A 13,011-nucleotide genomic window follows, 5' to 3' on the forward strand; every position below is an offset into this window, starting at 1 on the left:
CCCCGGCCAGCGCCGGGCAGGCCAAGCGCTGATCGTCTGTAGGAGGGGTCAATATTGGACGCCGATAAGGGGTCAATATTCCGCGCCGATTGACATTGAGTATTCCCGCCGAGCAGGGAGTGCTCGATGGCGACGGCTAAGCCCGCCACGATGATCTCGTCACTAGGGCCCTCCACCAGCAGGACACGCTGGGCGAAGAAGGCCGTCTTGTGGCTTTCACTCATGCGGCTAACAAGTCCTGCTAATCGTTTGCCTTTCAGTTCATTTGCCGTCCTTTCTAGTTTGACTGGTGGAGTGAAGCGGTCCGAGAAGAATACCACCTTTGAGAGATCGCCAATCTCACGCACAGGAAGGATGTTCGTTGAGTGCGTCGCTATGACGATCAGCTTTTTCGTCGGGTCTGCAATAGGATCACCAGAGCACCGTTCGGCTTCTTGCAGGAAAAACGCCTGGAGCTGCGGGTGAAGCGACACTTCTGGTTCATCAATCACCAGCGCCGAGATTTGATCATTGTATAAGGCAGCCAGGAGCGAAATCAGGTGGAGGAGACCGCTGGCCTCTGCATTGGCAAAATAGGATGCTCCATCCACTAGTGAGCGAAACTCTAGCCGCAGACCCGACTGCCCCCAGCTCAAACGCAGGGACCGTGCATACAGAGTTTGTAGCCGTGCTTCCAACTTCAGCCGGAGATCGGCGCGATGTTCTAGAGCCAGCAGATCGCCGACAGCACTCTCGATTTCCCACCATTGATTGCGATGGCTTTCATGGCCCACTGAAGCAGGCTGTGACCGGATATTCTGCGGCGTGTCTATCGACGCACGAAATGCCTCAAAAGGGCTGGTGCGGCCAGAGGATAGATATCGAACAACCCTTCCAGCTTGGGTAAGCCGACCATCGCTACAGAGCGCCCGATGCATGGCCCGTAGCGCTTGGGTCTTCCCTGCACCATTAGGACCCACCAAAACGGTGACACCAGAGGTAATTGCTAGTTGCACCGGCTTACCCCCAAAGACCGACATGACGCCGGGGAGGGATAAGGTCGCTGGAATGAATGGAATGGCTGTGATGTTCTCGTTCATTGCAGATCAGCTCCTCTGCAAGGATACTGAGCACAATCGCTAATGGTAGGAAAGCCAAAGCTGATGCCTAAGGGGTGTACGTTGACAGTTGCTACAAAACAGCGCTACAAAGGCCAAAGTTAGCGGCGGAAAAAGCTGAATGATTTCAACAGCTAGGTGAGGAGTGTCGGGTTTCTTCTCGACCGCACCATAAAAACCCGCTTCGGCGGGTTTTTTGCTGTCTGAACGATGGTTTATCCGGAGCGGAGAGGGCGGAAGATGGTGGAAATCCGGAGGGAACGCCTGACCGGCGCGACGGCCCATCTCGACCGCGGCGGCCGCCCGGTCGTCACGAACCCGGACGGGACGACGATCGACATCGCGACCGCCGGTTCCGGTCCCGGATTGACGCCCCTGGATCTCCTCTATTCCTCGCTGGCGACCTGCCTGGTGATTAGTGTGCGGATAGCGGCGAGCGAATTGCAGCTCCTGGCGCGACTCGATTCCGTAACCGCCCGGGTGACCGGCGACAAGGCTGACGGCCCGCCCACCCGGATCGGCGCAATCCGAAGCGAGCTTTCGATCGCGGGTGCTCTCGAAGACGCGGAACGCGATGCGATCGTCCGGCGGGCGGAGGAAATCTGCACGGTGAGCAACACGCTGCGCGGCGGCGCGGGCGTGTCCGTCACCACGCGGGAGACCTGATCAGCCGTCGCCCGGGATATGCGTGTCGACGCCGGCGAGGCGCAGATGGTTGACGACCCGCCCGACACCCGCGATCCCCTCTACCGTCCGGCTGATCCGCGCCGAGATCGCACGATCGTCCACGACCCCTTCGAGCGTCACGACGCCGTTCTCGGCATGCACGTCGATACTGTCCATCGGCACGTCTCCGAGGTCGTCAAGCGCCTCGGTCACCCGCTCCTCGACGTCGTCCGAGACCGAGAAGCCATCGGTGCCCGGAAGCACGGTGTCTGGCCCCTGTTCCTCGAGGCCCTGGTCATCGACCTTGTCGACATGGTAGCCGCGATTGCGCTCCCGGTCGAAATTCGCATCCGGATCGCCGTAGGCGGCGTTGTCGACCGGACGGGCCGCCGCGCCGGCCGGGTCCGCATAGGGCCATCCCTCGTCGATATTGCGCGTGTCGTAGTCGCGGTAGTCCTCCTCGCGGGTCGAATCGTTCGGATTGCGCTTGATCGCCATCGGGATCTTCTTTCGCGTTGATCGAGCACCTAACGCCCGGCGCGGAGATTGGTTCGTGGCGATCAGCGGCCGCCCTGTTTTCGCCACTTCTGGATCAGCCGCTCCCGTTTCAGGCGGGAAAGGCGCTTCAGCCAGAAGATGCCGTCCAACTGGTCGATCTCGTGCTGGATGCAGATCGCGTGGAAGCCTTCGGTATGTTCCTCGTGAACGCCGCCGCTCAGGTCCTGGTAGCGGAACCGGACGGATGAGGGGCGCTCCACCTCCTCGACGAAGCCCGGCATGGAGACACTGCCTTCGGCGTGGCGCATCGTGTCGGCGGACGTCGCGAGGATCTGCGGGTTGACGTATGTCCGCGGTTCGCTCCAGTCGGGAAGCTCGAGGACGACGACCCTCTTCATCACCCCGACATGGGCCGCGGTGATGCCGACCCCGGGAGCCGCGCGCATCGTCTCGACGAGATCCGCGGCCAGTTTTCGGAGGTCCTCGTCGAAGCGTTCCACGGGTTCGCACGGGGTCTGCAGCAGGGGATCGGGAAATCGGACGATGGTGCGAACGGTCATGCTTGCCTCGCTTGCGACGGGGTTGGTCTGGTGCCTTGCGGACATGGCGCACAAACGCCTGCCACCCGCTGGACCAACCGGTCCGATTCGTCTAGCAGGAGCGCAAGCGGCCATCGCCGCTGACCCACCAAATCATTGACTTCCATGTCTTGCCCGCCATTCTCTTGGCGGGCCACAGGTGAGCAGGGGCGGCGAATGATCGATACCGAGGACAAAGACCGCGCCCGAACCCGTGCCGACGAGCCCGCGCACGATATATATGCGGAAAACGGCTCGGTGCGCGCCGATTTCCTCGCCATGGTGGGCGCCGCGATCGCCGACCGCGACATCATCTTTCTGCGCCAGCACGTGGCCAAGCTGCACGAATCGGAATTGGGCGACCTGCTCGAGGCGATCCAGCCGGAACAGCGCGGCGCCCTGGTCCGGCTGCTCGGGGACGATTTCGACCTCACGGCGCTGACCGAGGTCGACGAGGCCATCCGCCTCGAGATCGTCGAGCAGATGCCGAACGCGCAGATCGCGGCGGCAATCGGCGAACTCGATTCCGACGATGCCGTCTATATCCTCGAGGACCTCGACAAGGACGATCGCGAGGAGATCCTCGCGCAGCTGCCGTTCACCGAGCGGGTCAGGCTGCGGCGTGCCCTCGACTATCCGGAGCAGTCGGCCGGGCGGCGGATGCAGACCGAGTTCGTCGCGGTGCCGCCGTTCTGGACCGTCGGCCAGACGATCGACTACATGCGCGAAGACGACGAACTGCCGGAATCCTTCACGCAGATCTTCGTCATCGACCCGACCTTCAAGCTGCTCGGCATCGTCGATCTCGACCGCATCCTGCGCACCAAGCGCCAGGTCCGCATCGAGACGATCATGCGCGAGACGAACTATCCGATCCCGGCCGAGATGGACCAGGAGGAGGCGGCGCAGATCTTCGAGCAGTACGACCTTCTGTCCGCGGCGGTGGTGGACGACAATGGCCGGCTGGTCGGCGTGCTGACCATCGACGACGTCGTGGACGTCATCCAGGAGGAGGCCGAGGAGGACTTCATGCGCCTCGGCGGCGTCGGCGACGAGGAACTGTCCGACTCGCTCACGGAGACCTCCCGCTCGCGCGTTCCCTGGCTGGCGGTCAACCTGGTGACCGCCTTTCTCGCCGCATCGGTCATCGGCATATTCGACGCGACGATCGAGAAGATCGTGGCCCTTGCCGTCCTGATGCCGATCGTGGCGGGCATGGGCGGCAATGCCGGATCGCAGACCATGACCGTGACGGTGAGGGCGCTCGCGACCCGAAGCATCGACATCCACAATGCCGCCCGCATCATCCGGCGCGAAGCAGGCGTCGGGCTCCTGAACGGTATCCTCTTCGGCATCCTGATCGGCGTCGTCGCCGGTCTGTGGTTCCAGGACGCCAATATCGGCGGGATCATCGCCGTGGCAATGCTGATCAACATGATCGCGGCGGCACTTGCCGGCATCATGATTCCGCTGGTGCTGGACAAGATCGGCGCCGACCCAGCGGTATCGTCGGCGGTGTTCGTCACGGCCGTCACCGACGTGATCGGCTTCTTCGCCTTTCTCGGTCTCGCGACATGGTGGTTCGCGATGGCGTGACGCGTCAAAAATTGACTGTTACGTAAAAGTAAAATACCTTCCGCGGTCAGGAACAGGACATGACCGTGAACAAATATTATTCGATTACCGAACTGACGCGGGAATTCGGCGTCTCTACCCGCACTCTCCGGTTCTACGAAGACGAGGGGTTGATCCATCCCGAGCGGCGGGGCCGTACGCGCCTTTTCCGTTCCGCGGACCGGCGTCTCCTGCAGGAAATCCTGCGCGGTCGCCGCATCGGGTTCACGATCGCCGAAATCCGCGAGATCATAAAGGTCTACAAGGAGCCGCCCGGCGAGCTCGGTCAGTTGAAGCTGATGATGAAGCGCATCGACGAGAAGCGCGACGAGCTTCGCCAGAAGCGCAAGGATATCGACGAGACGCTCAAGGAACTCGACAATGCCGAAGAGGCCTGCCTGACGCGGCTCGCCGAGATCGGCGTCGGCACCTGATCTAGCGGCTCGTCATCGCGCATTCCTGCGCGATCGATTGCACCCTTTCGTCCGTCTGCGCGTCGATGCGCCCGCTTTGCAGCGGCTCGAGAAGCGACTGGTCAAGAAGGGCATCCGCCGTGCAGGCGCAGAAGCGCGCGCACAGGCCCGGTTCATTCCCCTCCGCGGTGCAGCCGCGCTCGCAGCTTGCGCCATAGGCTTGCAACGGGTCTATCGCCGCCGGCGGATGGACGATTGAGAAAAGGTAGACCATCGCGATCAGCACGGGCTGATGGACGAGGTAGACCAGCAGGCTGTGCCGGCCGGCGAGCGACAGGAGGTTAGGCCGCGTCTGGACCCTGCTCAGCGGCTCCAGCCAGTTCCTCGCTATTGCAATCCGTCCTCCGGCAACGCCGAAGAGCACGGCGGCGATCCAGGGAAACAGCGGCACGAAATCGTTGGAACGGGGCGGTGTTTCCGCAAGACCCGTCCAGGCGAGGAACCGCGGATCGAAGAAGGCGGATCGCACCGAGGCCGACAGGTGAGCGTCGATTACGAAGACGAGGACGATCAGCGCGGCCACCCCGGCGGTGATGAGCGGCGGCAGCCTGAGGAAGGCAAGGCCGATCAGGCTTCCAAGCGCGATCGCATGGAGGATGCCGAAGAAGATCCATTCGCTGGGCGTGACGACGAATGTCGCGATGCTGATCGCGGCCGCGGCACCCGCCACCATTGCAAAGCGCTTCCAGAAGGCGCGCCAGCGGATTGTCGGGTAGTGGGCGAGGACGAGGCTGAGCCCGGCCAGGAACAGGAACGAACTCGCGATGCATCGCGCATAGAATTTCCACCAGCCGGTGGTCGCAGTGCCCGGCTCGATATAGCCGAAGAACTCGAGGTCCCAGGTGAAGTGGTAGGAGGCCATGGCGAGCAGGGCGAGGCCCCGCAGGCTGTCGATCAGGGTTATGCGCGGTCTGAACCGCGAGGCAGTCTCGGCGAGGGGCAAGGCGGCTCTTTCTCGTCGCGGCAGCTATGGCGTCTGGGAGTCCATGATGGCTCGCCGTGCTTCTGAAAAGAACTGGCGTCGCGTCAGCACGAAGATGACGAACGCCGTGGTGAGCATGAAGATATAGGGCCCGACGAACCAACCGAGATAGCCGATCGACAAGAAAATCGTCCTCAGCCCGGAATTGAAGTGCTTGGCGGCGATGGTGTTCATGCGCACCACCTGATCCGCGGCCTGCCGCGCCCGCGGCAGATCCCTGGCGGTCTCGTCCATCATCGGCAGCGCGCCGAAGAGAATGGTGCAGTAGTTGAAGAGCCGATAGGACCAGCCGAACTTGAAGAAGGCAAAGCCGAACATGACGGCGAGGCCCGCAACCTTCAGTTCGAAGACGGTCCGCCCGCCATAGGCGACGAAGGGCAGTTCGCGGAACACGGCGTCGACCTGGTCCGTCGCGCCGAGGAGCGCAAAGCAGCCGCCGAGCGCGAAGATCGAGGTCGAGGCAAAGAAGGCCGTCCCGTTCTGCAACCCCGCCATGATCTGCGTGTCGATCATCTTCAGGTCGCGCTGCAGCGAGTTGTAGATCCACTCGCGTCGGCGTTCGGCCATCGCCTGGTTGAGACTGGCGCGGGGAAGATAACGCGTGCCCGATCCCGCACTAATCCAGGAATAGCCCAGCCAGAGAAGAAGGAAGAGGCCGAGAGCCAGGTAGTCGGCGATCGTCATGCGTTATCCTTGCTGCGTCGTCGCCAACATATGCTTCACCTGCCGTTCGCGGGCAAGATGGGGCCTGCGTTAATGCCTGCGGCTGAAACAAGGCCGTCATCGGTCGAGGCAATCTATGAGAAAGGCCGCATAACCCACGGAAGGCATGCGATTCCGGAATGGCAGGGTTGTGAGTTTGCCTTGCTTCCGCCACTTTTTCGAATTGCGTGCCCCATCAGGAGTTAATATACGCTTCACCATAACGCGGGCCTGTCCCAGGCGCCGCGGCTCAATCTGTCCGCTCTAGTGGAGTCAGCATGGAAGATATGGTTCAGAAGTCCTGCTGGGGCGTCACCGTCAAGGCGCTCGCGGGATTTGCAGTGGTGATGGCGCTCGCCTATCTCTTCGGCACGATCTGACTTTCCGCCCCTACGAATCCGGCGAATTTCATGAGGCAGCGTGGTATCCGTACCACGCTGTTTTCGTTTTCGATGTCGCTGGGGTGGCAGCCGGTGTCGGCTTGCCGCTATACCTGAACCGGACAACGACGTAGCCTCAGGTCAGGGTCCAGGATTCAGGTGCAGCATGTTCCTTTCCGTCTTCGACGTCTTCAAGATCGGGATCGGTCCGTCGAGCTCCCACACGATGGGCCCGATGTCGGCGGCCAACCGGTTCCTGGAGCTCCTTCTTTCGGATGAGTGGCCGCGCCCGTCTACCGCGCATGTCGCCTCGCTCAAGGTCAGCCTGCACGGCTCCCTGGCCTATACCGGCATCGGGCACGGGACGGGCCGCGCGGTCATCCTCGGCCTGACGGGCGAGGAGCCGCAGCGCGTCGATCCGGACCGCATGGACGGGATCATCACGGAGGTCGAGCGGACCGGCAGGGTGATGCCGCCCGGCCATACCGCCTATGCCTTCCGGCCCGCGGAAGACCTCGTCTTCGACCGCAAGCAGCCCTTGCCCGGCCATGCCAACGGCATGACCTTCTCGGCCTTCGACGCCGATGGCAGGCTGCTCGTCAAGCGCATCTACTATTCGATCGGCGGCGGGTTCGTGGTGACGGATACCGAGTTGCAGCGGATGCGGACGGCCGGCAACAGGCAGGCTGGCCCCGTGGTCCCATACCCCTTCGCTACGGCCCGGGAAATGCTGCAGATGGCGCGCGGCGCAGGGCTCAGCATCGCCCAGATGAAGCGTGCCAATGAGGAGGTCACCCGTTCCCGCGACGACATCGACCAGGGTCTCGACGCGATCTGGGAGGCGATGAACGGCTGTATCGACCGGGGTCTCAAGGTCGATGGCGTCATGCCGGGGGGCCTCAACGTCCGCCGCAGGGCGAGGGCGATCCATGACAGGCTCAACGAGGAATGGCGCAGCAACCGCGCGAACCCGTTGCTGGCGAATGACTGGCTGAGCGTCTACGCCATGGCGGTCAACGAGGAGAACGCCGCCGGCGGACGGGTGGTGACCGCGCCGACGAACGGCGCGGCCGGGGTCATTCCCGCCTCCATCCGCTACTTCCTCCACTTCCACGACGGCGCCACCCGCGAGGACATTCACGAGTTCCTTCTGACGGCCGCGGCCATCGGCGGCATCATCAAGCACAACGCTTCCATTTCCGGCGCTGAGGTCGGCTGTCAGGGCGAGGTCGGTTCCGCCGCAGCCATGGCGGCGGCAGGTCTAGCGGCTGTCATGGGCGGGTCGCCCGAGCAGATCGAGAACGCCGCCGAGATCGCGCTCGAGCATCACCTCGGCATGACCTGCGATCCGGTCGCCGGGCTGGTGCAGGTTCCCTGCATCGAGCGCAACGCGCTGGGGGCCGTCAAGGCGGTGACCGCGGCATCGCTCGCGCTCAAGGGCGACGGCACGCATGTCGTGCCGCTGGACGCATGCATCGAGACGATGCGCCAGACCGGAAACGACATGAGCGAGAAGTACAAGGAAACGTCGACCGGCGGGCTCGCCGTGAATCTGGTGGAATGCTGAGATTTGATGCCGCCGAAGCATCCCGGGAGCTTGACCCGCACCGTCTTTAGGAATTGAAGGACGGCATGGCACTCCACATGATCAAGCTATGCGTGGGCGCGGAATCGCTGCAGGACCTCAGGGACTGGGTCAGCGAACGGGCGATGATGGCCATTGCGGCCGGCCTCGAGCCCCATTCGATCCATACGACGCGAATGATCCCGAAGCGGAAGGATGAACTGCTGGACGGCGGTTCGCTCTACTGGGTCATCAAGGGGCAGGTCATGGCCCGCCAGCCTCTGCTCGACCTTCGCTGCGTCACCGGCGCGGACGGCATCCAGCGGTGCGAACTGGTCCTGGGACCGGAGGTCGTCGAGACGGCGCCGCAACCCAAGCGCCCCTTCCAGGGCTGGCGCTATCTGAAGGCGGAGGAGACGCCCAGGGATCTCTTGAGCCTGGGCGAGGGAATGGCAGCGATGCCGGAGGATCTGCGGCGCGAACTCGCGGACCTCGGCCTCCTCTGAGCCGGATTAGTTCACCCGAAGCCTGACAGGCAAGTGGCCCGCGGAGCGGCCGACGTGAAGATGGATTCTCACCTGCGGCTGCGAATGACGCCAGGCCCGCGATCCGTGGCTGAGCAGGAGCGCGACGAGGTCGCGCGTGCGATCCTTCGACCGGGTGAGCCCGGCACCCGCCAGACGCATCGCCGCCTCGTGGAGCGGATGAAGCGCAAGGCCCCTGGCCCGCTTGCCCCCTGAAGGAAAGGGGGAGTTGGCAATATTCTCGTAAGCCGCCATTTCTGCCTCGTACACATTACAAATCGAGGTTGATTGCGGGGAACTTCCCCAGCCGGCGCCGATAAACGAGGCGCCGGAGTTCTTTCGGGCTACGGCCCGGTAACTTACTGCTGCGACGCCCAGCAGTTGACGCCCTGCTTCTTCAACGCCTTGCAGGTGTTCACTGCCGCCGACTGGTCCTCGAAGCCGCCGAAACGCGCGCGGTAGAGGTTCTGGCCGTTCGAATTCACGGCGACGGTAAAGGGTTTGGCGGAACGCAACACCTTGCCGCCCTTGTCCTTCGCCTTCTCCAGCAGTTGAGATGCCATGCCGGCGTCCGGCGATACGCCCACCTGGATGACCCAGCCGGAGACCGTGGAGGCGGGCAGGGTGGTGGCCGGGGCGGCCGAATTGGCCGGGGTGGGTTGCGTCGACGCGGTCGTCACGACATCGACGTCCGCCGACGTGTCGCCCTGTTCGTTAATGGCGACCTCTTCGGAGGGGATGAATTCCGGAGCGGGAATAGGCGTGGCGACGTCGGCGATTGCGCGCATGGCCTCGCCGCCGCGCTTGCCGGTCGAGGTCGGCGAGTATGCCGACGCAACCTGCTGTTCCTCGTAACGAGCCTGCGGGACCGGGCCGCTGCGCGGCAGGTCGAAGGCCGCAAGGCGATCTGCCGCGGCGATGGCGTCGCCAACCGGGGCGGAGGGGGCCTGGGCGATCAGGGCGCCCTTGCCGCCGCGCGATGCCTTCGGGAGATACTGGCCGACGAGCTTGCGCATCTGGGCGTCACGGCTTGCGCCGCTGCGTCCGCCGATGACGACGGCAACGAGCGAACGACCGTCCTTCTGCAGCGACGTCACGAGGTTGAAGCCGGAGGCGCGGATATAGCCGGTCTTGATGCCGTCGACACCCTCGACGGAGCCGAGCAGCCGGTTGTGGTTGCCGATCGTCTGCTTGCCGAACTTGAAGCTGCGGGTGGAGAAGTAGCCGTAATACTGCGGGAAATGCTGGCGAAGGGCCATTCCGAGACGAGCCTGATCGCGGGCGGTCGTCATCTGCGCCGTGTTGGGCAGGCCGTGGGCATTGCGATAGGTGGTACGGGTCATGCCCAGCGCGCGGGCCTTGTTCGTCATGATCTGCGCGAAGCGCGATTCCGAACCGCCGATAAATTCGCCGAGTGCGGTGGCGACGTCATTTGCGGAGCGCGTGATCAGCGCCTTGATGGCCTGCTCCACGGTCAGGCTGTTGCCGGCGCCGACGCCGAGCTTGGACGGAGGCTCGGCGGCCGCCTTCTTCGATACCGGCACCTTGGAGTCGAGACGGATGCGGCCGGACTCGAGCGCTTCGAAGGTCAGGTAGAGGGTCATCATCTTGGTAAGCGAGGCAGGGTAGCGCAGGCCGTCGGGGTCTTCGCCATAGAGGACCTTGCCGGTGTTTGCGTCGACCACGATGCCCGCGTATTTAGGCGCAGCCTGGGCCTCCCGGGACGGAGCGCCCGCGAAGAATGCGAGCATGACGACGAGGCCGAGCAGAAGGTCGAAGAGTTTCGCAGGCCGCTTGGGAAAGAGGATCGAAAAATCTGCTTTAAACACTGACGCACTCATTGCTTGCATTGGAATACCCGCCTTCCGGACGCGCCCCCGCCACGAACCGTTCCTGCCAATCTAGGCCGGTAGCGTTACCAAGAGGTTTATGGTGAACGGGAATCGCTCGGTATGAATCGCATTTTAGTAGTCGCCCGGCATGTCCCCGTCGTCCATTCGTAAAATCCGGTAATGACGGCATGAATATGTTGGCGCCGCGCCAATCCCCCGGAACCGCTGCATTTGGCGGCGCCGTGTCGCCGGGATGCAACCATGGCGCAACGCAAGAGCGCCGGCTCGCGGTGCGGCCGGCGCTCTTGTCCTAATGGAATAGGGGGGGGATTAGCGCGAGACGCTCGCCACGGCGGTTGCGCGGCCGTCCTGCAGCTTTACCCAGCGGCCCGCGTGATCCGATGCCTGGCGCTTGAGAAAGGTGTATTCGGTCTCCGACCAGAGGAGGACGGTGTCGCGCATGTTGTCGAGCACGAAATCGCCGTGGTCGGTGCGGACCGTCAGGACGGCATGGCCTTCGCCGTTGGGCTGGAGCACCACGGTGATCAGCAGATCCGACGGATCGAACCCCTTCGCCATCAGCATCTTGCGCTTGAGCAGGACGAAATCCTCGCAGTCGCCGACGCTGCGCGGATAGGCCCAGCGCTCCTCGACGCCATAGATTTCCTGGTCGGTCAGCGGCTGGATGGCGGTGTTGGCCGTATAGTTGACGTCGAGCATCGTCCGCCACTTGTCCTGGGTGAGCTTCATCGGTCCCGCGTCATGGGCGGCCGGGCCGCACTCGCTGGCATAGATCCGGCAGAATTCATAATGGCCGATCGGCGGATTGGCCCTCCCGCTTACTTCCATCCCGAGCGGCATGGCAAACGACGTCGACGCGGTCAGCAATGCGAAAAAGGCGGTTGCGATTGCGGCGCTCAGCGTTCTGCGTGTCATGGTCTGGTCTCCCTTGGCGAGGAGAAAGATGACACGAGGGGTTTGAGGTGGCGCAAAATTGCGTAGTAAAATCAATAGCGTAATTGACGCGAATTTGCGCCGAACTCAAATCAAGTTCGACTCGAATTGCTCGAAAACTTTCGTCAAATTGGTCGAGTATTTGATTAGAATTTTCGACGTCCGGGTAACGCCCGGAGAGCTTCCCGTCCGGAGCCGAAGGCAAGTCGCGTGTTCAAAGGTTAAGATTGCCGGCCGCAGGCAGGGCCGCGCAGCTCCACGGCCGACCGGTCGGGTGCATGTCCGCAAGTGGAGGTAACGAGCTCGCGCCGCTCCGAAGGTGTCCCATTGCGGGAAACGCCGATGGCAGTGCTCGAAATTTTTTTGACGATTAAGCCCGAGACGGTCGCGACATGTCCCGTTTCGGATCAGCAGTCATCGGCCCCTGAAACGGAAACGGCGGCCCGAGGCCGCCGTGGATGTCCGCTGGAAGGGAAGGGGAAATGGGCTACAGGAACTCGCGCAGCGATTCCCGCGACTGCACGCTGCTGAATTCGACCGCGACACCTTCCATGAAGTGACGGACGACGCGCCCGCGCATGCTGCCGAGGCGCACGGATGTCCCGAGCGGCGGGCGTATTTCGATGTCGACCGCCGCTCCCGACAGCGAAAGGTCCATCAGGCGGCAGCTGTAGCGGCTTCCGTCGTCGAGGATGAGTTCGGTCGCCGTATGTCTCGGCGTCAGGCGGTCGTGGCGGCGGTCTTCCGGGAGACCCAGTTCATGCTTGTTGGCGATCCAGGTCAGCTGCGCGGCGAGTTTCTCGCGCTTGCGGTCGGTCGCGTTGATGACGATCGAGAAGCTGTTCGCCCCGACCTCGCTCACGATGCCCTCGATCCGTCCGAGATGGTCGAGGTAGGCGATCACCCGCTCGTTGAGCCGGGGGCGCCCGAAGCAGGAAAATTCCACGTCTCCAGGGGACATTTCCGTCGCCGTGCAGGGATATTCCTCACGGTCGGCCAGCATCAGCCTGCCTTCGACATTGACGGCGACACGCTGGAACGCCCGCTCCGCAGGCGGCTGTCGCTGGCCGATGTTGTGAGGGGTCTGCTGTGAATACATTTCAGGCTTCCTGTGGGGAGGTCGCCCATCGTAGCGTCGCGGGAGTTA

General features: G+C 63.2%; 14 protein-coding genes. 5 read left to right on the forward strand and 9 right to left on the reverse strand.

What is annotated here, in order from left to right; genetic code table 11:
• Positions 1–1,079, reverse strand: a 1,079-nt coding sequence (locus ACWGPT_RS05165; protein WP_452604530.1) for an ATP-dependent nuclease, incomplete at its 3' end; no start/stop codon positions are given.
• Between the two features lie 258 nt (positions 1,080–1,337).
• Between ACWGPT_RS05165 and ACWGPT_RS05170 the strand changes: the two genes are divergently transcribed.
• Entirely contained in the window at positions 1,338–1,763 is a 426-nt protein-coding gene (locus tag ACWGPT_RS05170) for an OsmC family protein (protein WP_452604531.1), read from the forward strand.
• Here ACWGPT_RS05170 and ACWGPT_RS05175 read toward each other — a convergent pair whose 3' ends face one another.
• Both ACWGPT_RS05175 and ACWGPT_RS05180 read right to left on the reverse strand, forming a co-directional pair.
• Positions 1,764–2,261, reverse strand: coding sequence for a BON domain-containing protein (locus ACWGPT_RS05175; RefSeq protein ID WP_452604532.1), 498 nt, complete (start codon positions 2,259–2,261; stop codon positions 1,764–1,766).
• A 62-nt stretch (positions 2,262–2,323) separates the two neighbouring features.
• Entirely contained in the window at positions 2,324–2,821 is a 498-nt protein-coding gene (locus ACWGPT_RS05180; protein WP_452604533.1) for a peptide deformylase, read from the reverse strand.
• Between the two features lie 195 nt (positions 2,822–3,016).
• Here ACWGPT_RS05180 and mgtE point away from each other — a divergent pair, with 195 nt between their 5' ends.
• Both mgtE and ACWGPT_RS05190 read left to right on the forward strand, forming a co-directional pair.
• Positions 3,017–4,435: a magnesium transporter gene (gene mgtE / locus ACWGPT_RS05185; protein WP_452604534.1), complete on the forward strand. Its 1,419-nt coding sequence runs from the start codon at positions 3,017–3,019 to the stop codon at positions 4,433–4,435.
• A gap of 59 nt (positions 4,436–4,494) precedes the next feature.
• Positions 4,495–4,887 carry a MerR family transcriptional regulator gene (locus ACWGPT_RS05190; protein ID WP_452604535.1) on the forward strand — a complete coding sequence of 131 codons (393 nt, stop codon included), beginning with the start codon at positions 4,495–4,497 and terminating at the stop codon, positions 4,885–4,887.
• A 1-nt stretch (position 4,888) separates the two neighbouring features.
• Here ACWGPT_RS05190 and ACWGPT_RS05195 read toward each other — a convergent pair whose 3' ends face one another.
• Both ACWGPT_RS05195 and ACWGPT_RS05200 read right to left on the reverse strand, forming a co-directional pair.
• Entirely contained in the window at positions 4,889–5,869 is a 981-nt protein-coding gene (locus ACWGPT_RS05195) for a heparan-alpha-glucosaminide N-acetyltransferase (protein WP_452604536.1), read from the reverse strand.
• A gap of 24 nt (positions 5,870–5,893) precedes the next feature.
• Positions 5,894–6,592 (reverse strand): DUF599 domain-containing protein, encoded by a 699-nt coding sequence (locus tag ACWGPT_RS05200; RefSeq protein WP_452604537.1) that lies wholly within the window; start codon positions 6,590–6,592, stop codon positions 5,894–5,896.
• Positions 6,593–7,156: 564 nt separating this feature from the next.
• On the opposite strand from ACWGPT_RS05200, the gene ACWGPT_RS05205 reads away from it, so the two are divergent.
• Positions 7,157–8,557 carry an L-serine ammonia-lyase gene (locus ACWGPT_RS05205; RefSeq protein WP_452604538.1) on the forward strand — a complete coding sequence of 467 codons (1,401 nt, stop codon included), beginning with the start codon at positions 7,157–7,159 and terminating at the stop codon, positions 8,555–8,557.
• Between the two features lie 65 nt (positions 8,558–8,622).
• Positions 8,623–9,060, forward strand: a complete 438-nt coding sequence (locus ACWGPT_RS05210; RefSeq protein ID WP_452604539.1) for a DUF1489 family protein — start codon at positions 8,623–8,625, stop codon at positions 9,058–9,060.
• Positions 9,061–9,066: 6 nt separating this feature from the next.
• On the opposite strand, the gene ACWGPT_RS05215 is transcribed toward ACWGPT_RS05210, so the two are convergent.
• From ACWGPT_RS05215 to ACWGPT_RS05230, 4 genes are all read right to left on the reverse strand, one after another.
• Positions 9,067–9,333, reverse strand: coding sequence for a hypothetical protein (locus ACWGPT_RS05215; protein WP_452604540.1), 267 nt, complete (start codon positions 9,331–9,333; stop codon positions 9,067–9,069).
• 104 nt (positions 9,334–9,437) lie between these two features.
• Positions 9,438–10,829 (reverse strand): SPOR domain-containing protein, encoded by a 1,392-nt coding sequence (locus ACWGPT_RS05220; RefSeq protein WP_452604933.1) that lies wholly within the window; start codon positions 10,827–10,829, stop codon positions 9,438–9,440.
• Positions 10,830–11,240: 411 nt separating this feature from the next.
• Positions 11,241–11,846, reverse strand: coding sequence for a transglutaminase-like cysteine peptidase (locus ACWGPT_RS05225; protein ID WP_452604541.1), 606 nt, complete (start codon positions 11,844–11,846; stop codon positions 11,241–11,243).
• Between the two features lie 505 nt (positions 11,847–12,351).
• On the reverse strand, positions 12,352–12,963 hold the full coding sequence (locus tag ACWGPT_RS05230) for a PilZ domain-containing protein (protein ID WP_452604542.1): 612 nt from the start codon (positions 12,961–12,963) through the stop codon (positions 12,352–12,354).
• Positions 12,964–13,011: the final 48 nt, after the last annotated feature.

This window comes from Pseudorhizobium sp. NPDC055634 (assembly GCF_053618655.1).

Coding starts and splice junctions, on each gene's coding strand:
- ACWGPT_RS05170 (WP_452604531.1), top strand. CDS start 1,338: ATGGTGGAAATCCGGAGGGAACGCCTGACCGGCGCGACGGCCCATCTC.
- ACWGPT_RS05175 (WP_452604532.1), bottom strand. CDS start 2,261: ATGGCGATCAAGCGCAATCCGAACGATTCGACCCGCGAGGAGGACTAC.
- ACWGPT_RS05180 (WP_452604533.1), bottom strand. CDS start 2,821: ATGACCGTTCGCACCATCGTCCGATTTCCCGATCCCCTGCTGCAGACC.
- mgtE (WP_452604534.1), top strand. CDS start 3,017: ATGATCGATACCGAGGACAAAGACCGCGCCCGAACCCGTGCCGACGAG.
- ACWGPT_RS05190 (WP_452604535.1), top strand. CDS start 4,495: ATGACCGTGAACAAATATTATTCGATTACCGAACTGACGCGGGAATTC.
- ACWGPT_RS05200 (WP_452604537.1), bottom strand. CDS start 6,592: ATGACGATCGCCGACTACCTGGCTCTCGGCCTCTTCCTTCTTCTCTGG.
- ACWGPT_RS05205 (WP_452604538.1), top strand. CDS start 7,157: ATGTTCCTTTCCGTCTTCGACGTCTTCAAGATCGGGATCGGTCCGTCG.
- ACWGPT_RS05210 (WP_452604539.1), top strand. CDS start 8,623: ATGGCACTCCACATGATCAAGCTATGCGTGGGCGCGGAATCGCTGCAG.
- ACWGPT_RS05215 (WP_452604540.1), bottom strand. CDS start 9,333: ATGGCGGCTTACGAGAATATTGCCAACTCCCCCTTTCCTTCAGGGGGC.
- ACWGPT_RS05220 (WP_452604933.1), bottom strand. CDS start 10,829: ATGCTCGCATTCTTCGCGGGCGCTCCGTCCCGGGAGGCCCAGGCTGCG.
- ACWGPT_RS05225 (WP_452604541.1), bottom strand. CDS start 11,846: ATGACACGCAGAACGCTGAGCGCCGCAATCGCAACCGCCTTTTTCGCA.
- ACWGPT_RS05230 (WP_452604542.1), bottom strand. CDS start 12,963: ATGTATTCACAGCAGACCCCTCACAACATCGGCCAGCGACAGCCGCCT.